The 18709-nt window shown below is 63.5% G+C and carries 20 protein-coding genes; 9 read left to right on the plus strand and 11 right to left on the minus strand.

Translation table 11 applies throughout. The features are described 5' to 3' along the window. Window positions 1–152: 152 nt before the first annotated feature. Complete coding sequence (gene acnA, locus NKK50_RS28155; protein WP_023726027.1) at window positions 153–2843, minus strand: aconitate hydratase AcnA; 2691 nt, start codon at window positions 2841–2843, stop codon at window positions 153–155. Window positions 2844–3128: 285 nt separating this feature from the next. Here acnA and ccmA point away from each other — a divergent pair, with 285 nt between their 5' ends. From ccmA to NKK50_RS28175, 4 genes are all read left to right on the plus strand, one after another. Beyond that, window positions 3129–3734 carry a heme ABC exporter ATP-binding protein CcmA gene (ccmA, locus tag NKK50_RS28160; protein WP_023834703.1) on the plus strand — a complete coding sequence of 202 codons (606 nt, stop codon included), beginning with the start codon at window positions 3129–3131 and terminating at the stop codon, window positions 3732–3734. A gap of 229 nt (window positions 3735–3963) precedes the next feature. Next, complete coding sequence (ccmB, locus tag NKK50_RS28165) at window positions 3964–4629, plus strand: heme exporter protein CcmB (RefSeq protein ID WP_023828742.1); 666 nt, start codon at window positions 3964–3966, stop codon at window positions 4627–4629. A gap of 122 nt (window positions 4630–4751) precedes the next feature. Beyond that, window positions 4752–4943, plus strand: a complete 192-nt coding sequence (ccmD, locus tag NKK50_RS28170; RefSeq protein ID WP_023671735.1) for a heme exporter protein CcmD — start codon at window positions 4752–4754, stop codon at window positions 4941–4943. Beyond that, on the plus strand, window positions 4940–5521 hold the full coding sequence (locus NKK50_RS28175; protein ID WP_023683850.1) for a DsbE family thiol:disulfide interchange protein: 582 nt from the start codon (window positions 4940–4942) through the stop codon (window positions 5519–5521). Before ccmD ends, NKK50_RS28175 begins: the two co-directional genes overlap by 4 nt. Window positions 5522–5704: 183 nt before the next feature. On the opposite strand, the gene NKK50_RS28180 is transcribed toward NKK50_RS28175, so the two are convergent. Continuing rightward, window positions 5705–5872 (minus strand): hypothetical protein, encoded by a 168-nt coding sequence (locus NKK50_RS28180; protein WP_023742107.1) that lies wholly within the window; start codon window positions 5870–5872, stop codon window positions 5705–5707. 285 nt (window positions 5873–6157) lie between these two features. Here NKK50_RS28180 and NKK50_RS28185 point away from each other — a divergent pair, with 285 nt between their 5' ends. Next, window positions 6158–7078, plus strand: coding sequence for an SMP-30/gluconolactonase/LRE family protein (locus tag NKK50_RS28185; RefSeq protein ID WP_352544225.1), 921 nt, complete (start codon window positions 6158–6160; stop codon window positions 7076–7078). 165 nt (window positions 7079–7243) lie between these two features. Beyond that, a complete protein-coding gene (locus NKK50_RS28190; protein WP_023683852.1) occupies window positions 7244–7450 on the plus strand; it encodes a tautomerase family protein in 207 nt (68 codons plus the stop codon). An 84-nt stretch (window positions 7451–7534) separates the two neighbouring features. Here the strand turns inward: NKK50_RS28190 and NKK50_RS28195 are convergent, their stop codons facing one another. The 8 genes from NKK50_RS28195 to NKK50_RS28230 form a co-directional block, all read right to left on the minus strand. Further along, window positions 7535–8083, minus strand: coding sequence for an NADPH-dependent FMN reductase (locus NKK50_RS28195; RefSeq protein ID WP_023702607.1), 549 nt, complete (start codon window positions 8081–8083; stop codon window positions 7535–7537). 59 nt (window positions 8084–8142) lie between these two features. Next, window positions 8143–8763, minus strand: a complete 621-nt coding sequence (locus tag NKK50_RS28200) for a pyridoxamine 5'-phosphate oxidase family protein (protein ID WP_023683854.1) — start codon at window positions 8761–8763, stop codon at window positions 8143–8145. A gap of 60 nt (window positions 8764–8823) precedes the next feature. After that, window positions 8824–9495 (minus strand): septation protein A, encoded by a 672-nt coding sequence (locus tag NKK50_RS28205; RefSeq protein ID WP_023687683.1) that lies wholly within the window; start codon window positions 9493–9495, stop codon window positions 8824–8826. 61 nt (window positions 9496–9556) lie between these two features. Further along, on the minus strand, window positions 9557–11539 hold the full coding sequence (gene ftsY, locus NKK50_RS28210) for a signal recognition particle-docking protein FtsY (protein ID WP_352544226.1): 1983 nt from the start codon (window positions 11537–11539) through the stop codon (window positions 9557–9559). Window positions 11540–11551: 12 nt separating this feature from the next. Beyond that, on the minus strand, window positions 11552–12871 hold the full coding sequence (mtaB, locus tag NKK50_RS28215) for a tRNA (N(6)-L-threonylcarbamoyladenosine(37)-C(2))-methylthiotransferase MtaB (protein WP_352544227.1): 1320 nt from the start codon (window positions 12869–12871) through the stop codon (window positions 11552–11554). Continuing rightward, window positions 12871–13755 (minus strand): diaminopimelate epimerase, encoded by an 885-nt coding sequence (dapF, locus tag NKK50_RS28220; RefSeq protein WP_352544228.1) that lies wholly within the window; start codon window positions 13753–13755, stop codon window positions 12871–12873. Before dapF ends, mtaB begins: the two co-directional genes overlap by 1 nt. 73 nt (window positions 13756–13828) lie before the next feature. Continuing rightward, entirely contained in the window at window positions 13829–13990 is a 162-nt protein-coding gene (locus NKK50_RS28225) for a DUF1328 family protein (RefSeq protein ID WP_023683859.1), read from the minus strand. Window positions 13991–14089: 99 nt separating this feature from the next. Further along, window positions 14090–14713, minus strand: coding sequence for a hypothetical protein (locus NKK50_RS28230; RefSeq protein ID WP_352544229.1), 624 nt, complete (start codon window positions 14711–14713; stop codon window positions 14090–14092). Window positions 14714–15090: 377 nt separating this feature from the next. On the opposite strand from NKK50_RS28230, the gene NKK50_RS28235 reads away from it, so the two are divergent. After that, entirely contained in the window at window positions 15091–15630 is a 540-nt protein-coding gene (locus tag NKK50_RS28235; protein ID WP_023687689.1) for a protease inhibitor Inh/omp19 family protein, read from the plus strand. Between the two features lie 30 nt (window positions 15631–15660). Next, complete coding sequence (gene zapE / locus NKK50_RS28240; protein ID WP_352544230.1) at window positions 15661–16845, plus strand: cell division protein ZapE; 1185 nt, start codon at window positions 15661–15663, stop codon at window positions 16843–16845. Window positions 16846–17055: 210 nt separating this feature from the next. Here zapE and NKK50_RS28245 read toward each other — a convergent pair whose 3' ends face one another. Further along, window positions 17056–17484 carry a GNAT family N-acetyltransferase gene (locus tag NKK50_RS28245; RefSeq protein ID WP_352544231.1) on the minus strand — a complete coding sequence of 143 codons (429 nt, stop codon included), beginning with the start codon at window positions 17482–17484 and terminating at the stop codon, window positions 17056–17058. A 234-nt stretch (window positions 17485–17718) separates the two neighbouring features. On the opposite strand from NKK50_RS28245, the gene mdh reads away from it, so the two are divergent. After that, window positions 17719–18687, plus strand: a complete 969-nt coding sequence (gene mdh, locus NKK50_RS28250) for a malate dehydrogenase (protein ID WP_023670541.1) — start codon at window positions 17719–17721, stop codon at window positions 18685–18687. Window positions 18688–18709 lie beyond the last annotated feature (22 nt).

The raw sequence follows: 18709 nt of genomic DNA on the forward strand, positions 1-18709 counted from the left end.
TAGGGAGTAGGGAGTAGGGAGTAGGGAGTAGGGAGTAGGGAGTAGGGAGTAGGGAGTAGGGAGTAGGGAGTAGGGAGTAGGGAGTAGGGAGTAGGGAGTAGGGGATGTCGTTCCCCGCTACCGCCCAATCCCTACTGCCTAAGCCCTGGCCGCTACGCGGCCAGATCGCGCAGCACGTATTGCAAAATGCCGCCATTCTTGAAGTAGTCGAGTTCGTCCAGCGTATCGATGCGGCAGATGATCGGCACGTTCTTCACGGTGCCGTCGCCATAGGTCACCTTGGCGATCATCGTCTGGCGTGGCTTGATGGTGCTTATGCCGTCGATCTCGACCAGCTCGTCACCCTTGAGGTTGAGCGAGGCCCATGAGGTGCCTTCCTCGAAGACGAAGGGGATGACGCCCATGCCGACTAGGTTGGAGCGATGGATGCGCTCGAAGGACTGGGCGATGACGGCACGGACACCGAGGAGATTCGTTCCTTTAGCTGCCCAGTCGCGGGAGGAGCCGTTGCCGTATTCGACGCCGGCGAAGATGACCAGCGGCACGCCTTCCTTTTTGTACCTCATCGCCGCGTCGTAGATCGATTCCTCTTCCTTCGACGGGTAGTGGATGGTGTAGCCGCCCTCGCGGCCGTTCTCGCCCAGCATATGGTTGCGGATGCGGATGTTGGCGAAGGTGCCGCGCATCATCACCTCATGGTTGCCGCGCCTTGTGCCGTACTGGTTGAAGTCGGCAACGCCGACGCCATGGTCGGTGAGGTATTTGCCGGCCGGGGAAGCGGCCTTGATCGAACCCGCCGGTGAGATGTGATCGGTGGTGATCTTGTCGCCGAACAGGCCGAGCACGCGCGCGCCCTTGATGTCGCCGATCTTGCCGAAACCGGAGGTCATGCCGGCGAAATAGGGCGGGTTCTGCACATAGGTCGAGTTGTCGTCCCAAGCATAGGTCTGGCCTTCCGGCGCCTTGACGTTCTGCCAGTATTCGTCGCCCTTGAAGACGTCGGCATATTTGCGGGCGAACAGCTCACGTGTGACGTTCTTCTCGATGAACTCCTGGATCTCGGCCGAACTCGGCCAGATATCCCTGAGATAGACCGGCTTGCCGTCGCGGCCTTCGCCGAGTGGCTCGGTGGTCAGGTCCTTGGTGACGGTGCCGGCCAAAGCATGGGCTACCACCAGCGGCGGCGACGCCAGATAGTTCGCCTGCACGTCAGGTGAAACACGGCCTTCGAAGTTGCGGTTGCCGGAGAGCACTGCGGCGGCGATCAGGCCCTTATCGTTGATGGTCTTGGAGATCGGCGCCGGCAGCGGGCCGGAATTGCCGATGCAGGTGGTGCAGCCGAAACCAACCAGGTTGAAGCCGATCTGGTCGAGCTCCTTCTGCAGGCCGGACTTTTCCAGATATTCGGCGACCACCTGGCTGCCCGGCGCCAGCGAGGTCTTCACCCACGGCTTCTGCTTGAGGCCGAGCCGGTTGGCGTTGCGCGCCAAAAGGCCGGCGCCGATCAGCACGCTCGGGTTGGAGGTGTTGGTGCAGGACGTGATGGCGGCAATCACGACATCGCCATGGCCGAGATCATGGTCGGTGCCTTCGACGGCATAGCGCTTGTGGATTTCGGCAGCCTTCTTGTACTCGGTCTCCATCGCCTTGGCGAAGCCGGCCGGAATGCCTTCGAGCGGAACGCGGCCTTCGGGACGCTTGGGACCTGCCATCGACGGCACGACGCTGTCGAGCTCGAGTTCGAGCAGGTCGGTGAAGACAGGGTCGGCCGAGCCGGCGTCACGCCACATGCCTTGCGCCTTGGAATAGGCTTCGACCAGGGCGATGCGGCTTTCCTCGCGGCCCGACATTGTGAGGTAGCGGATGGTCTCGCCATCGACCGGGAAGAAGCCGCAGGTGGCGCCATATTCGGGCGCCATGTTGCCGATGGTGGCGCGGTCGGCCAGCGTCATGTTGGACAGGCCCGGGCCGAAGAACTCGACGAACTTGCCGACGACGCCCTTCTTGCGCAGCATCTGGGTGACGGTCAGCACCAGGTCAGTGGCGGTGATGCCTTCCCTGAGTTTGCCGGTGAGGCGGAAGCCGATGACTTCGGGCAACAGCATGGAAACCGGCTGGCCGAGCATCGCCGCCTCGGCCTCGATGCCGCCGACGCCCCAGCCGAGCACGCCAAGGCCGTTGATCATGGTGGTGTGCGAATCGGTGCCGACGCAGGTGTCGGGATAAGCGGTGGTTTCGCCGTCTTCCGTGTTGGTCCAGACGACCTGACCGAGATATTCGAGGTTGACCTGATGGCAGATGCCGGTGCCGGGCGGCACGACGCGAAAATTGCGGAACGCCTGCTGGCCCCATTTCAGGAATTTATAGCGCTCTTCGTTGCGCTCATATTCGAGCTCGACATTCCTGGCAAAGGCCAGTGGCGTGCCGAATTCGTCGACTATGACGGAGTGGTCGATGACGAGGTCGACCGGCACCAGCGGATTGATCTTCTGCGGATCCCCGCCGAGCGCCTTGAGGCCGTCGCGCATGGCGGCAAGGTCGACCACCGCCGGGACGCCGGTGAAATCCTGCATCAGGACACGCGCCGGGCGATAGGCGATCTCGACGCCAGCGGTGCCCTTGTCGGTCAGCCAGCCGGCCACAGCCTGGATAGAGTCCTTGGTGACGGAGCGGCCGTCTTCATTGCGCAAAAGGTTTTCCAGCAGCACCTTCATCGAATAAGGCAGCTGGGCAATGCCGGTGAGGCCGTTCTTCTCGGCCTCGACCAGATTGTAATAGACATAGTCCGCGCCACCCACGGTGAGGGTGCGGCGGCAATTGAAACTGTCGAGGGATTTTGACACGTGCGGTCCGTCCTTGTCTGTTCAGCCTGAAAGGGAACGGACGCCGATGGGCATGCAATCACGCGCAAAGGTGCGGGTACGGCCATTTCCGCTGTCCGTTCCCAGCCAACCCGAGCCGTTCAAGGCGGCGCGTGCGCTGGTTCGGCGCAAATTCTGTTCCCGTGCCGACCGCTGGCACGGATGTCCCGCATATAGAGAATTTTCTGGAATAGTTCTAGACAGTTGCGGAGCAAATTTGTGCGATGCGGCAGCTATCGCGCGGTAAAGTTTTCGGGACGGGCAGGCATGCGGCTGATTGCCGAAAATCTGGGCGGCGAACGCGGCGGCGAGACGGTCTTTTCCGGCATCGGTTTTGCGCTCGACAAGGGCCAGGTGCTGGTCGTCACCGGGCCGAACGGCTCGGGCAAATCGACGCTGCTCAGGGTCATCGCCGGGCTGCTACCGAAGGCGCAAGGCGATGTGCGCATCGAGGGCGGCGAAAGGTTTCCGACGATCGCTTCGGCGGTCCACTATCTCGGCCACCTCAATGCACTGAAGACGGCGCTCAGCGTGGCGGAGAATCTGCGCTTCTGGCGCGATTTCAACGGCGATGGGCAGTTGGGTGTCGGAGAGGCGCTGGAGACGGTTGGTCTCGGCGGCATCGGCCATCTGCCTTTCGGATATTTGTCGACCGGGCAAAGGCGGCGGGCGGCGATTGCGAAATTGCTGGTCAGTCATAAGCCGCTGTGGCTGCTGGATGAGCCGACGGCTGGGCTGGATAAGGCCTCGGAGGCGCGGTTTGCGGGGCTGATGACGAGGCATTGCGCAGAAGGCGGAATCATTGTCGCGGCGACGCATTTGCCACTGGGATTGGATGGAGCACAGGCATTGAGGATGGGAGCAACAGGGTGATGTCGGCATTCCCGCCCACCCCCCTCTGCCCTGCCGGGCATCTCCCCCGCAGGGGGGGAGATCAGATGTCATGCCGGCTTTCGCCAATCACCGGCATTGAAAAAGAGGCGTCAGCAACGGAACTGCCAATCTCCCCCCTTGCGGGGGAGATGTCCGGGAGGACAGAGGGGGGTGTGAAGGAACGCCACCTTCGGCAAGATGGCGATCAAACCGCAGGCGCGGCTTGGCAATGCTAGCCCTCTTCCTGCGCGACGTCCGTCTCTCAATCCGTGCCGGGGGCGGGGCGCTCACCGGCGTCATCTTCTTCCTCGCCGTCATCGCCACCATCCCCTTCGGTGTCGGACCGGACCTGAAGCTGCTCGCCCGCATCGGTCCGGCGATCCTTTGGATCGGCGCTCTGCTCGCCTGCCTGCTCGGCCTCGACCGGCTGTTTCAGGCCGATCGCGAAGACGGTTCGCTCGATCTTCTGGTGCTGGGCAATGACCGCCACATGCTGGCGCTGACGGTGCTGGTGAAGTGCCTGGCGCATTGGGCGGGCAGCGTTCTGCCGCTGGTGGTTGCGGCACCTCTGCTGAGCCTGTTCATGAACATGGAGCCGCTCAGCATCGGCGCCACCGCGCTGACGCTGCTGGTCGGCACGCCGGCGATCACTTTCATCGGCGCGGTCGGGGCGGCGGTGGCGGTGGCGCTGCCACGTGGCGGGCTGCTGATCTCGGTGCTGGTGCTGCCGCTGACCATCCCGGTGCTGATCTTCGGGGTGTCGGCGAGCTACGGCGCGGTGGCCGATCCTGATCCGTTCCTGCAGCCCTTCCTCATTCTTGCCGCGCTGACGCTGTTTCTTGCCGTGCTGGGTCCGGTGGCGGCAGCACTGGCGCTGCGGCATGGAACGGATTGATATGACCGCTGCGGCGCGACGATCAATTGCGAAGCCCCAGCCGCAAAGCTAAGAAAGCCGCAAAGCTATGGGAAGGCCATGATCGAGCACGACGAAGTGACGGTGGAAGGGGAGCGAAGCGCATGAGTGCACACGCACTCTATGTCGCGGCCGCCTATGGCATCACGGTGATCGTGCTGGCCGGGCTGATCGGCTGGATCCTGCTCGACCAGCGGACCCGCAAGCGCGAACTGGCAGACCTCGAAGCGGCCGGCGTGCGGCGTCGCTCGGACAAAGCCGGTACTGGGGCCAGCACTGGGGCCAGCAAGCCATGAGCACGGAAAGCGAAACGCCGGCGTCGCCGCGCCGCCGCCTGGTCGTGCTGTTGCCGCTGCTGGTTTTTCTCGGCCTCGCCGGATTGTTCCTGTCGCAGCTTTTGTCGGGACGCGATGAGGCGGCAGTGCCGTCGGCGCTGATCGGCCTGCCGGCGCCGCAGACCAACCTGCCGGCGCTGGAAGGGTCAAACCTGCCCGGGCTGGATTCGAAAGCCTTCGCCGGCAAGGTAACGCTGGTCAACGTCTTTGCATCGTGGTGCGCGCCGTGCCGGGAAGAGCATCCGGTGCTCTTGCAGCTGTCGCAGGACAAGCGCTTCGTCATGGCCGCGCTAAACTACAAGGACCAAGCGCAAAACGCGCGCCGGTTCCTTGGTGATCTCGGCAATCCGTTCCAGGCGATAGGTGTCGACGAGGCCGGCCGCACGGCCATCGACTGGGGCGTCTACGGCGTGCCGGAAACCTTCGTCATCGGCAAGGACGGCAAGATTGCCTACAAGCATGTCGGGCCGCTGACAGGGGAGTCGGCGAGGGATGTTCTGTTGCCGCAGATTGAAAAGGCGCTCGCGGCACCGGGCTGACGTTGGCGCCATGCCCCCTCATCGAGCCGCTACGCGGCCACCTTCTCCCCGTGGGGAGAAGAGGGAAGCATCGGCACAGGCTAGCTCCTCTCCCGGGGGGAGAGGTCGAATTGCCCGAATTGCTCATGCAATTCGGTTTGGCAATCCGGGTGAGGGGGCGGTGCCCCGCTGACGTCTGAAAGCTCAGCCGTAGATCTGCTTGTGGACCTGGTAGAGCATTTCCGAGCGGTCGGCGCGCAGGTCGGCCAGATCGCGGCTCGTCAGGTTTTCGATTTCCGCGACGAGGCGGTTGTAGTGGCGGCGCTTGGCCATCGAGGTGCGCGCGCGGGAGAAGAGGTTGTCAAAAGCCATAGCAAGGGTCCTTTCGTACCGCATATCAGCGGTGAATTGTTCCTCCCTTGGTCGTTCGCACCATGACATAGGAATGGTGCGATGCAAAAAGAAGATGTTGCAATGCACCATTGCACAGGGCGCATAGCGGGTTAATACAGCGCTAACAGCACCATAAACGGCCGGACAGGCTGGCGGGCCATGCCGGCCGGGCACCTTTTGTCTTACAATTGCGCCTGCGCCACCTTGCCATCGCGCCCGCAGGCTGGCTTGATCCGCGCGTCACGTGATGCCCGGAGGAAATGCATGGCGACCGCAGACTATTACGAAATTCTCGATCCGCGTTTCGCGCGGCTGTTCAACGGCAACGCCCAGGTGGAAAAGCTGTTTACCGGATGTCAGTGGGCGGAAGGGCCGGCCTGGTTCGCCGCCGGCCGCTATGTCGTCTGGTCCGACATCCCCAACAACCGGATGCTGCGCTATGACGAGACCGACGGCAATGTGAGCGTCTTCCGTCAGCCCTCCGGCAATTCCAACGGCAACACCGTCGACCGCCAGGGCCGACTGGTGACGTGCGAGCATTCCGGCCGCCGCGTCAGCCGCACCGAGCATGACGGTTCCGTCACCACCATCGCGGCCGAATGGAAAGGCAAGCGGCTGAATTCGCCCAATGACGCGGTCGTGAAATCCGACGGCTCGATCTGGTTCACCGATCCGAGCTACGGCATCGACACCGACTATGAGGGCGACAAGGCCGAAAGCGAGATCGGCGCTTGCAATGTCTACCGGTTCGATCCGGATACGGGCGAGGTCGAGGCCGTGATCACCGACATGGTCCGGCCGAACGGGCTTGCCTTTTCGCTGGATGAAAGCCAGCTCTATGTCGTCGACACCGGCCGCACGCATGGCGCGCAGAACCCCGCGCATATGCGGGTCTTCAACGTCGGCAAGCACGGCAAGAAGGTGTCGGGCGGCAAGGTGTTCGCCGACTGCACGGCCGGCCTGTTCGACGGCTTCCGGCTCGACGAGGCCGGCCGCATCTGGACCAGTGCCGCCGACGGCATCCATTGCTACGATCCCGACGGCACGCTGATCGGCAAGGTCAAGGTGCCGGAAGTGACCGCCAATTGCGTGTTCGGCGGCAACAAGCTGAACTGCCTCTACATCGCCGGCACCACGTCGCTCTACATGGTGCGGCTGATGGTGAACGGGGCGAAGACGTATTGAGGCTGCTGGAAACGCTTCTCTGGCGGCCCTTGATGGCGTTTCTGCGCATGTCCGCGGCGCCTGTTGCGCGGCGGCCGCCGGAACCGCCGCCAAGCGGTTCGCCGGAGCGGATTTCGAAGCCGCCCAGCGGCGGCGGTATCAGACACAATTCAAGGGGAGGACGTCATGCCATTCGTCAACATCCGCATCGTCAAGGAAGTGATCGCCGCTGATCCCGCTGGCAAGAAGGCCGACATCGCCAAAAAGGTCACGGCGGCCATCATGGACGCCACCGGGCTTAGCAATGACGACGTCTGGGTGGTGTTCGAAGAGGTCAACGCGCGCGACTGGTATGTCGGTGTGACCGATGTCGAGACGTTGCGGAAGGGGTAGCACAGCGGCACGTTGGGGTGCGGCCGCACCCTTTCGTTCGTCATCCTAGGGTCTGCGCCGCGTCGCTTCGCTCCTTGCTCCGCCCTAGGATGACGAGGCAACGTTTGCGCGTATAAAACTCGCGAAAACCTGCACCGCTTCGCGCATGGCCCGCAGGTTCTCGTCCTCTCCCAGGATCGCTTCTAGCTCCGGCGGTTTCTTGCCGAGCAAGGCAATCTCCAGAACCGCATTCTCACAAAGCGCGAACGACATGGTGCGCATGATCTCGGCCAGCGCGGCGCGGGCATAGAGCGAGCGCGCGGAGGCGTGGGCCAGCATGGCGGGCTTGCCGACGGCGGCGTCGCGCGAGACCAGCCAGTCGAGCGCGTTTTTCATGCCGCCGGGCACGCCATGGGCATATTCGGGGCAGGAGACGATGATGCCGTCGGCGCTGGTGACGGCCTCGATCAGCCGCATGGCCTCGGCCGGTGTGCGCTCGCCTTCGTCATCCGGGTTGAAGATCGGCAGCAGGCCGAGCCCGTCATAGACAGTTACGCGGCAATCCGAAGGCGCGTTCGCGGACAGCGCCGCCAGCAGCGCCGAATTGGTCGAGGCGGCGCGCAGGCTGCCGGAGATGGCGAGGAGTTCGATCACGGGGAAACAGGGCTAGGGAAAACCGGCAAAGGACCGCAATGGCGAATCGTACCCGAAATCTACCACAGGGTCTTGCTGTAGGCTTCGTCCAGCGAGCGGTCGAAATCGTCGGCAGTTTCGGCATGCGCCATCTGATCGGACAGGATCTGACCGAGCGTCGGCAACGTCGCGCGGTCGTGCCAGCTGTCCGGCTTCCACAATTCGGAGCGCATGAAGGCCTTGGCGCAGTGCATGTAAGCGGCCTTGACGCTCACCACGACGACGCTTTGCGGTTGCTTGCCGTCGACGGTGAGGCGCTCGCGCAAACCGGCATCGACGGTTATGCGGGCGTCGCCATTGATGCGCAGCGTCTCGTTCATGCCGGGGATGAGAAAAAGCAGCCCGACCGAAGGGTTGAGCAGGATGTTTTCCAGCGTGTCCAGCCGGTTGTTGCCGGGCCGGTCGGGAATGGCGATGGTCCTGTCGTCGAGGACAAGGGCAAAGCCCGGTCTGTCGCCTTTCGGCGTCACGTCGGCATTGCCGGCGCCGTCGGAAGAACCGATCAGCACGAAAGGGCTCTTGCCGATGAAAGAGCGGCAGTGGCCGTCGAGCGCCCTGAGTTCCTTGCGCATCGAGGTGTCGGTCGGCCGCGGGGTCTTGTAGATCGTCCTCAGTTCATCGCGCGTGGTGACGAATTCCATGGCCGTCTCCGTTTATTCTGACGCAATTCCGGACGGCTTCACACTTTTCCTGGAATTGCTCTACTTGCCGGCTTCTTCCACCTTCTCGGCCTTATCCTCGATCGAATGGTGCAGGATCAGCGGCATCTGGCTGAAGGTGAACAACAGGGTGATCGGCATGATGCCCCAGACCTTGAAGGTAACCCAGAAGTCGGTGGAAAAATTCCGCCACACCACTTCATTGGCAAGAGCCAGGAACAGGAAGAACAGGCCCCAGCGGAAAGTCAGCTTGCGCCAGCCTTCGGCATCGAGGCGAAAGGCCGAATCGAAGACATAGCCGAGCAGCGATCGGCCGAAATACAGACCGCCGAGCAGCACGCCGCCGAACAGGGTGTTGACGATGGTCGGCTTCATCTTGATGAACACGTCGTCCTGCAGATAAAGCGTCAGCGCGCCGAAGATGAAGACGACGACGCCCGAGACCATCGGCATGATCGGCAAGGTGCGCAGCAGCAGCCAGGAGGCGATCAGCGCGATCGCCGTCGCCGCCATGAAAAGGCCGGTGGCGACGAAGATCGGCCCGCCGAATTCGGCCAGGACAGGAAATTTCTGCACCAGCCAGGCGCCGCGTGCATTGGCGAAGAAGAACACCATCAGCGGCCCGAGTTCCAGCACCAGCTTGAGCAGCGGATTGACGCTTTCTTTCTTCTTTCGCGGGTCGGACGGGTCGCGTTCGAGGATGGGTGGGTTCATGACTTCCTTCTGACGCATGATCTTGTCCAAAAAGCCGTCAGCTCTTCGGGATCATTGCCTGTTACGCTACGCCGGCGATCGCCCTGGCGAATTCGCCGGCCGAGAATGGTTCGAGGTCGTCGACCTGTTCGCCGACGCCGATGAAGTAGACCGGCAGTTTGTGCTTTGCCGCGATCGCGACCAGAATACCGCCGCGCGCCGTGCCGTCCAGCTTGGTCATCACCAGGCCGTTGACGCCGGCGACATTGCGGAAGATCTCGACCTGATTGAGCGCATTCTGGCCGGTGGTGGCGTCGACCGTCTGCAGCACGGTATGCGGCGCTTCCGGATCGAGCTTGCCCAGCACGCGCACGATCTTTTCCAGCTCCGCCATCAGTTCGGTCTTGTTTTGCAGCCGGCCGGCGGTGTCGATGATCAGTACGTCGGAGCCGGCCTCCTTGGCGCGTTCGAAAGCGTCGTAGGCAAGGCCGGCGGCATCCGCGCCGATCTTCGAGGCGATGACCGGAGACTTCGTCCTCTCGCCCCAGATCTTCAGCTGCTCGATGGCTGCAGCGCGAAAGGTATCGCCGGCGGCCAGCATCACCGACAGGCCACCATCGGTCAGTTTGGCGGCGAGCTTGCCGATGGTCGTGGTCTTGCCGGTGCCGTTGACGCCGACCACCAGAATGACATGCGGCTTGTGCGACAGGTCGAGCTCCAGCGGCATGGCGACATGGGCCAGCACCTTCTCCACCTCGGCCGCCATGATGGTGCGGACATCCGCGTCGGAGACATCCTTGCCGTAGCGGCTGGCAGCGAGGGCATCGGTGACGCGCAAGGCTGTTTCCATGCCCAGATCGGCACGGATCAGCACGTCTTCGAGGTCCTGTAGCGTCTCTTCGTCGAGCTTTCGCTTGGTGAAGACGCCGGCAATGTTGCCGGTGAGTTCTTTCGAGGAGCGGGCAAGCCCGTCGCGCATGCGCTGGAACCAGGAGCGTCGCGGCGCCGGTTCGGGCGCCTTTTGCGGCTCGGCTTTCTGCTCGACCTTTTTGGTGACGGTGACTTTGCCGTGAGCTGGTTTTGACTGTGGCGAAGGTTGCGGGGCCGGCGCGGGCGCTAGCTCGGCAACGATGGTCTTGGCTTCGACCGGCGCGGGTACAGCTTCAACCGACGTGCGCTTTACCTCCCCCTTGATGGGGGAGGTCCCAAGCGAAGCTTGGGGGTGGGGGTGATTTGCGCTGGCGTCGGCGCCATCACCCCACCCCGCCGCTTCGCGTCGACCCTCCCCATCGAGGGGAGGGTGGGGCGCCTCGTCCTTCTGCCCGTGGCTATACGGGGAGAAGGTGCCGGCAGGCGGATGAGGGGCGGCGCTGACCTCTGAGGTAGGCTGTGCGGGAGGCGCGGACGGTTGCGGCACTTCGATCGGGGCGGCCGGTTCTGCTGGAGTCTCGGCAGGCGTCGGCACTTCGACGGGAGCGGGCTCCAGCTGCGGTTCCGGACGCGATGGTTCGATCTCCGGCTCGGCCGGCGCCGGCGGCACTTCTTGGGGCTGCGGCTCGGGAGCCGGCTCCGGAACGGCTGGCGCAGGAACTTCTTCCGGTGCAGGCGGCTCGGGTATCTCCGGCTCAGGCTGCGGTTCTTCTACCGGCGCGGGCTCCGGCAACGGTTCCGGCTCGGATGGGACGACCGGTTCCGGCGCGGGCGGGATGGTCGGCGCGGGTTTGGGCTTCGGTTCTTCTGGCGCCGACTGCGGCGCAGGCTTTACCTCCCCCGGGCGGGGGGTGGTCCCAAGCGAAGCTGGGGGGGGGGGGGGAGTGGCGCCGGCGTCGGCGCTCTCACCCCTCCCCGCCACTTCGTGGCGACCCTCCCCATCGAGGGGAGGGTGGGGCGTCGGCGGCTCGGGCTCCTCGCGCTTCAAGAACTCCGGAACGACCTGCTCGGCCGCAGGCTTCAGCGCCTCAAGCGCATCCCATTTGATCGGCGGCAGGGGAGCGGTTTCGTCGATGCGCTCCTCGACGACTTCCTTCTTGCCGAACGAAAATATGTTCTTGAGAAAACCGGCCATGCTTCAATCGTCTCAGGCGGCGCGGGCAGTGAGCGGGGCTGCTATCAGGCGCGCGCCGTCATGGCCGGTGATGTCTGCCTCGACGATCTCGCCCGGCGCGCCCGTGTCGAGCGCCGCAAGCGTGAACCCTTCGGTGCGGCCGAGGCCGTCGCGCTCGACCAGGATCGACTGGCGCGTTCCCGGGAGTGACGACAAATGGCGGCGATAGGCGGCCTCGCCGACGGCGCGCAGCCGGGCCGCGCGCTGCTTGACCAGTTCGCGGCGGACTTGCGGCATGCGCGCGGCGGGCGTGCCTTCGCGCGGTGAAAACGGGAAGACATGCAGGTGCGTCAGCCCACATTCCTCGACGATCTTTATCGAATTCTGAAACATTTGCTCGGTCTCGGTCGGGAAGCCGGCGATGATGTCGGCGCCGAAGACGATTGCCGGGCGCAATTTGCGCACATCTTCGCAGAAGCGGATCGACTGGTCACGCAAATGCCTGCGCTTCATGCGCTTCAAGATCATGTCGTCGCCCGACTGCAGCGACAGATGCAGATGCGGCATCAGCCTGGGCTCGGTCGCGATGGCGTCCAGCAGATCGTCGTCGGCTTCGATCGAATCGATGGAGGACAGCCGCAGCCGCTTCACATCAGGCACCTGCTTCAGGATGGTCTTCACCAGCTTTCCCAGCTTCGGCGCGCCCGGCAGGTCGGCGCCGAAGCTGGTCATGTCGACGCCGGTCAGCACGATCTCGGCATAGCCGTTGCCGGCCAGACGCTTGACCTGCTCGACCACGGCGCCCATCGGCACCGAGCGTGAGTTGCCGCGGCCATAGGGGATGATGCAGAAGGTGCAGCGATGGTCGCAGCCATTCTGCACCTGGACGAAAGCACGCGCCCGGCCCTCAATGGCGTCGACCATGTGGCCGGCGGTCTCGCGCACCGAGAAAATGTCGTTGACGCGCGCCTTTTCGGTGTTGTTGACGCCGAAATCCGGCAGCGCGCGGTAGGAGTTGGCCTTCAGCTTCTCTTCGTTGCCAAGCACGAGGTCGACCTCGTCCATGGCGGCAAAATTCTGCGGTTCGGTTTGCGCGGCGCAGCCGGTGACGATGATGCGCGCCGCCGGATTTTCGCGGCGGGCCTTTCTGATCGACTGCCTGGCCTGGCGCACCGCTTCGGCGGTGACGGCGCAGGTGTTGAAGATAATGGCGCCGCCTTTGAGCGCGCCGAGACCTGCGCTTTCGGCCTCGCGGCGCATCACTTCGGATTCATAGGTGTTGAGACGGCAGCCAAAGGTGACGACGTCTATGCCTTGGGAGTTGAGGCCCTTGGTATCGGCAAGTGCAGACATCAGGCCGCGCTTTCGGTGTCGCGGGCCCAGGTGCCGGTCGACGGATCGAAACTGCCGGAAAATTCCCATTCAGCGGCACCGGTCAGGATGACGTGGTCGTCGTCGCGCCATTCCACATGCAGCGAGCCGCCGCCGGGCGTCATCAGCGTAACGCTGCGGCCGGTGCGCCGGGTGCGGGCAGCGGCGACGACGGAAGCGCAAGCGGCCGAGCCGCAGGCCTTGGTCAGGCCGGCGCCGCGTTCCCAGGTGCGGATGATCATCGTCTCCGCCGACGTTACCTGGGCGATAGTGATGTTGGCGCGCTCGGGGAAGATCGGATGGTTTTCGAGCAGCGGGCCGAAACGCTCGAGTTCGTAGGACCAGACATCGTTTTCGACCCAGAAGATGGCGTGCGGGTTGCCCATCGAGAGAGCCGAAGGCGAATGCAGCACCGGCGCGTCGATGGGGCCGATCTGCAACTCGATCATGCGGGTGTCGCGGAATTCCTCAGCCAGCGGGATATCCTGCCAGCCGAAGCGCGGCGTGCCCATGTCGACCGAGATGGTGCCGTCGGCATGTTCGACGGCGTTGAGGATGCCGGCGCGGGTCTCGAAGGTGAAAGTCTTCTGGCCGGTTTCGGCGGCCAGCGCCTGGACGACACAGCGCATGCCGTTGCCGCAGGCCTGCGCGCCCGAGCCGTCGGAATTCAAGATGTCGATGTAAAAGGCGGTGCCCGGCGTGCGCGAATCGTGGATCGCCATGATCTGGTCGAACCTGGTCGCCGCATCGGCGTTCAGCGCGACAGCCGACGCCGCCGTGACCCTATCGGCACGGCCACGCATGTCGGCGACGATGATTTCGTTGCCGATGCCGTTCATCTTGGCGAAGGGGGCAGTGCCTGCCATGATCTGAGGTAATTCCTGTACGTTTCGCCGCTATATGGCGGAAACGGGCGGGAATTACCAGTGTGGGCTGCGTCTAGGTTACCGCGAAAACGCCGAGCACGATCAGCAGGAAGATGACGAGAACGATGCCGATCAGCACGCGCGCGCCGGTGGCGGCGGCACCGGCCAGCGCCGGCATGCCGAGCAGGCTGGCGGCGGCAGCAACGATGAGAAGAATGATGATCCATTTGATCATGGACAATGCCTCGCAAATTGACTGGCCTGCAGCCGGCTTAAGAACGCATCTGCGGCGCTCTGGTTCCGTTGCCGCGAAGGCTCTTTCCGACTGGGCGCGCTATTCGGCAATCTCGAAGTCGGTCGTGAAAGGCGCCGTTTTTTGCGAGTTCTCGTCATGCATGAGGAAATCCGCTCGGTATTCGCCGGGGGGAACGCCATCCAGGGAGACGTTTAATTTGAAGAACATCTCTCGGTTATGCGAGCGCGAGGCGAGCTGGACCCGGCCAAGCTTTTCGACGGTTCCCAGCTTCTCGCCCGACTGGGAAAGCACGGTAAGGTCAACGTAAAGCGCGATCTGGTTGTTGCCGAGCCCATCCGAGCCGTAGCCGTAACCGACCGGCTCCATATAAAGCACAATCTCTTCGCCCGGCTTGTAGACATGGTTCGGGCGCTCGGCGTAGGCGCCGAACCCGCTGGCCGACATGATATGCTTCACATTTTGCACGCCAAGCGGCATCGCTTGCCACAGAGCGTCCTCGGCGCTGCGGAATTTGTCCAGCGCGCCGGCGCCATCACCCGCCTTCAGTGCCTTTTCGGCTTCAGCGGCGCGATCGGTGATTTCACCCGCGAAAGCGGCCGGCGTCGAAATTACCAGCGCGATCAAAACTGCCAAGATTGATTTCATCTGTTCCCCCTGTTGCGATAGACCATCGGCTAAAATGGCAGTGCCGTAAACGGCCAAATGCAGACTCCAGCCGCGCTCGATCTCGGGAACGTCCCAAACCTCGCCCGGACGCAAGGCGCGAAACCGCTCACGCGCCAGGCCTTGCGCCTCAAGCGCTTCAGTCAGTTTTGCGCCGGCAGTTGCGCTCGACCGCCGATGCGCCGACCTGCTGCGGGCTCCGGTGCCGCTTTCGCAACCAATGTACCGGTTGGAACCGCGCTAGAGCGAAGACATGCCTTTTGTCCGCCAGCCATTTTGCGACAAATTTACAACAATTCGTGGTGCAAACCCTATTTTAACCATATCGGGTTGAAATTTCGCCACCTTCTCCATCTTGGTGAGGGGTGAGATTGTGCGGACGGCTTCCCCCCCAGCCGGATCCGACGGAGGTTGGAATGATTTTTTCGAGAAGCGGGCTGATGGCCGTATCGCTGGCAGCGCTCGTTGCGAGCGGCTGTTCGACCTCGCGTTTTTCATCGATGGATGACCAGCAGCCCGCCCCGCTGCAGCCCGCGCCCGCCGGCACGGTGAGCGGAAGCCAACTGCCGCCCCCGGCAGCGCCGGGCACCACCGACCCATCGCAATTCCCGACCGCGCCGGCAGGCGCGCAGGTCGCCTCGCTGCCGCCGGACGGATCGGCGCCGGCCGGAGCCTCCGACCTTACCGCTGCGAGCGTTGCCGGCGTCTGGAACGCCAGCGTGTCCGGACAGAGCTGCAAGGTGGCGACGCCGCAGACCAAATTCGGCGCCGGCTTCCGCGCCGGGCCGCTGCATTGCCCGCCGCCCATCGACGGCATCAAATCGTGGAACGTCGCCGGCAAGCAGCTGACGCTCTATGACGAGAATGGCGGCACGCTGGCGCGGCTCTATTCCTCGGGCGGTTCGAAATTCGACGGCCAGACTACCAACGGCTTGCCGATATCGCTTACAAGATAGGCTGCCTATCCCTAGACAGCGACGTGACCGATGCATCTGCGTGACGGCCTCCAGACCCATGCGACCGTCAGGCAGCGCTACGACCATCTGGTCGCAACCGGCGCCATCGAGCGCGATGCGGCGCAGGAGCGCATCGCCGCCGCGCTCGACCGGCTGACCGACGAGATCTCGGTCAAGCGGCTGGCGCACAAGTCGAGCGCGCTCGGCTGGCTGTTTGCCCGCAAGCGCGAGACGCGCGAGGTCGTCAAGGGCCTCTACATTCATGGCGGCGTCGGTCGCGGCAAGACCATGCTGATGGATATGTTCTTCGAGCTGTTGCCGGTCAGGCGCAAGCGCCGCGTTCATTTCAACGACTTCATGGCCGATGTGCAGGACCGCATCCAGAAGCACCGGCAGGCGCGCAAGAACGGCGACGTCAAGGAGGACGACCCGATCCCGCCGGTCGCGCTTCAGCTTGCCGAACAGGCCTGGGTGCTGTGCTTCGATGAGTTTTCGGTCACCGACATTGCCGATGCGATGGTCCTGTCGCGGCTGTTTTCGGCGCTGTTCGCCAATGGCGTGGTTCTGGTCGCCACCTCGAATGTCGCGCCGCAGGATCTTTATCGCGACGGGCTGAACCGCCAACTCTTCCTGCCCTTCATCAGCATTCTCGAGCGCCACGCCCATGTGCTGACGCTCGATGCCGACAAGGACTACCGGCTGGAAAAGCTCGCCCGCACGCCTGTCTATGTCACGCCGGCGGATGCCGAAGCCGATCGTATGCTCGACGAAGCCTGGCAGGCGATGACGCACGGGGCGGCAACGGCCGAGACCGCGCTGACGCTCAAGGGGCGGCAGGTGAGAATACCGGCTGCTTCCGGCAATGCGGCGCGGTTTTCCTTCGCCGATCTCTGCGAAAAGCCGCTCGGCGCGCGCGATTTTCTGGCGATTGCCGGCCGCTTCTCGACCGTCTTCATCGATCACGTGCCGGTGCTGGGCGAAGGCAAGCGCAACGAGGCCAAGCGCTTCATCCTCCTGATAGACACGCTCTACGATCATCACACGCGGCTGGTGGTAAGCGCCGACGCCTCGCCGCCTGAGCTCTATACGGCCAGGCGCGGCGTCGAGGTGTTCGAATTCGAACGCACCGCCTCGCGGCTGATCGAGATGCAAAGCCGCGACTGGCTGGAGGACTGGGCGGAACGGCAGAAGGACAACGCGGAAGCGCAGGTCTGAGGCTTCCAAGAGGTCATTATGTAGTGATCCTTCGCGCCCCCCCCTCCGTCCTGCCGGACATCTCCCCCACACGGGGGGAGATTGGCGGTTTCGGCGCTCCGCTCATTCCTGCGGCCATTGGAGATTGGCGAAAGGTCGCGTGACGTCCGATCTCCCCCCTCGTGGGGGAGATGCCTGGCAAGGCAGAGGGGGGGGCTGTCCCGCCGACGCCTAAAGCTCATACACATACATCACAAACGACTCCGCCGGCCCATGCACCTCCCTGCGCGTTTCATAAAGCGCCCGCGCTGGAACATTGTCCGGCTCGGTGCCGACCCAGACTTCGCCGCACCCCTGCCCGCGGCCGAGCGCGAACATGGCGTCGAGCATCTTTCGCGCGATGCCATGGCGCTGGAAGGCCGGCGAGACGCCGACTTCGTCGATGTAGAGTTCGGTCACCTTGTCGGGATGGCGGTGGATGATGGCAGCGCATTGGCCGACGACGACGCCGTCTGCCAGCGCGACAATCATTAAATGACCCGGCGAGGCGAGGTAAGCGGCAAGCCTGTCGGCCCGCACCGGCTCGTCGAACACGTCTTCGGCGATGCGCTTCACAAGGGCGTCATGGCCTGAATAGAGTCTTCTGATTTCCACGTTCATTGTGTAAAACCTCTCAAGGCGGCTTACAAACTTTGACGTTTACGTAAACCCCAATGTTTCTAACCGATTGAAATTATTCACTCGAAAATAATCGATTGAATATATTTTCCACCAGGGCTACTGGATGCGGCGAAATCTCGCTGAGACCACAGCATTCCGGCCTCTTCCTCGACGCCGTCAACCAGATCACCAGAGATTTGGGCGTCGTCACAGACAAAGGGAAAATTTCCTCACATGGCACGCAACAAGATAGCGCTTATCGGCTCCGGCATGATCGGCGGCACGCTCGCTCACATGATCGGCCTCAAGGACCTCGGCGACGTGGTGCTGTTCGATATTGCCGAGGGCATTCCGCAAGGCAAGGGGCTCGATATCGCGCAGTCTTCGCCGGTCGACGGTTTTGACTCCCGGCTGACCGGCGTCAATGATTATGCCGGGATCGAGGGCGCCGATGTCTGCATCGTCACTGCCGGCGTGCCGCGCAAGCCGGGTATGAGCCGCGACGATCTGCTGGGCATCAACCTCAAGGTCATGGAACAGGTCGGCGCAGGGCTGAAGAAATACGCGCCCAAGGCTTTCGTCATCTGCATCACCAACCCGCTCGACGCCATGGTCTGGGCGCTGCAGAAGTTTTCCGGCCTGCCCAAGACCCATGTCGTCGGCATGGCCGGCGTGCTCGACAGCGCGCGCTTCCGCTATTTCCTAGCCGAGGAATTCAAGGTCTCGGTCGAGGACGTTACCGCCTTCGTGCTCGGCGGCCACGGCGATTCCATGGTGCCGATGATCCGCTACTCCACTGTGTCAGGCATTCCGTTGCCCGATCTCATCAAGATGGGCTGGACCTCGAAGGAAAAGCTCGACCAGATCGTCCAGCGCACCCGCGACGGCGGCGCCGAGATCGTCGGTCTGCTCAAGACCGGCTCGGCCTTCTACGCGCCAGCCGCCTCGGCGATCTCGATGGCCGAATCCTACCTCAAGGACAAGAAGCGCGTGCTGCCTTGCGCGGCGCATCTCTCGGGCCAGTATGGCGTCAAGGGCACCTATGTCGGCGTTCCCGTTGTGATCGGCGCCGGCGGCGTCGAGCGCATCATCGAGATCGACCTCAACAAGGCCGAGCAGAAGATGTTCGACGCCTCGGTGGCGACGGTGCAGGGCCTGACCGAGGCCTGCGTCAAGATCGCCCCGCACCTCGCCTCGAAGTAATCCCCCAAAGCAGCCGATCCGG

Origin of the sequence: Mesorhizobium sp. M0001, assembly GCF_040324255.1 — a bacterium.
Lineage (GTDB): Bacteria > Pseudomonadota > Alphaproteobacteria > Rhizobiales > Rhizobiaceae > Mesorhizobium.

What these genes read in the sequence shown, in the direction of transcription:
- NKK50_RS28185 (WP_352544225.1), top strand. Translation starts at nt 6,158, where the DNA reads ATGGCGACCGCAGACTATTACGAAATTCTCGATCCGCGTTTCGCGCGG.
- NKK50_RS28175 (WP_023683850.1), top strand. Translation starts at nt 4,940, where the DNA reads ATGAGCACGGAAAGCGAAACGCCGGCGTCGCCGCGCCGCCGCCTGGTC.
- ccmD (WP_023671735.1), top strand. Translation starts at nt 4,752, where the DNA reads ATGAGTGCACACGCACTCTATGTCGCGGCCGCCTATGGCATCACGGTG.
- mtaB (WP_352544227.1), bottom strand. Translation starts at nt 12,871, where the DNA reads ATGTCTGCACTTGCCGATACCAAGGGCCTCAACTCCCAAGGCATAGAC.
- mdh (WP_023670541.1), top strand. Translation starts at nt 17,719, where the DNA reads ATGGCACGCAACAAGATAGCGCTTATCGGCTCCGGCATGATCGGCGGC.
- ccmA (WP_023834703.1), top strand. Translation starts at nt 3,129, where the DNA reads ATGCGGCTGATTGCCGAAAATCTGGGCGGCGAACGCGGCGGCGAGACG.
- dapF (WP_352544228.1), bottom strand. Translation starts at nt 13,755, where the DNA reads ATGGCAGGCACTGCCCCCTTCGCCAAGATGAACGGCATCGGCAACGAA.
- zapE (WP_352544230.1), top strand. Translation starts at nt 15,661, where the DNA reads ATGCATCTGCGTGACGGCCTCCAGACCCATGCGACCGTCAGGCAGCGC.
- ccmB (WP_023828742.1), top strand. Translation starts at nt 3,964, where the DNA reads ATGCTAGCCCTCTTCCTGCGCGACGTCCGTCTCTCAATCCGTGCCGGG.
- ftsY (WP_352544226.1), bottom strand. Translation starts at nt 11,539, where the DNA reads ATGGCCGGTTTTCTCAAGAACATATTTTCGTTCGGCAAGAAGGAAGTC.
- NKK50_RS28235 (WP_023687689.1), top strand. Translation starts at nt 15,091, where the DNA reads ATGATTTTTTCGAGAAGCGGGCTGATGGCCGTATCGCTGGCAGCGCTC.
- NKK50_RS28180 (WP_023742107.1), bottom strand. Translation starts at nt 5,872, where the DNA reads ATGGCTTTTGACAACCTCTTCTCCCGCGCGCGCACCTCGATGGCCAAG.
- NKK50_RS28245 (WP_352544231.1), bottom strand. Translation starts at nt 17,484, where the DNA reads ATGAACGTGGAAATCAGAAGACTCTATTCAGGCCATGACGCCCTTGTG.
- NKK50_RS28225 (WP_023683859.1), bottom strand. Translation starts at nt 13,990, where the DNA reads ATGATCAAATGGATCATCATTCTTCTCATCGTTGCTGCCGCCGCCAGC.
- NKK50_RS28200 (WP_023683854.1), bottom strand. Translation starts at nt 8,763, where the DNA reads ATGGAATTCGTCACCACGCGCGATGAACTGAGGACGATCTACAAGACC.
- NKK50_RS28205 (WP_023687683.1), bottom strand. Translation starts at nt 9,495, where the DNA reads ATGAACCCACCCATCCTCGAACGCGACCCGTCCGACCCGCGAAAGAAG.
- NKK50_RS28190 (WP_023683852.1), top strand. Translation starts at nt 7,244, where the DNA reads ATGCCATTCGTCAACATCCGCATCGTCAAGGAAGTGATCGCCGCTGAT.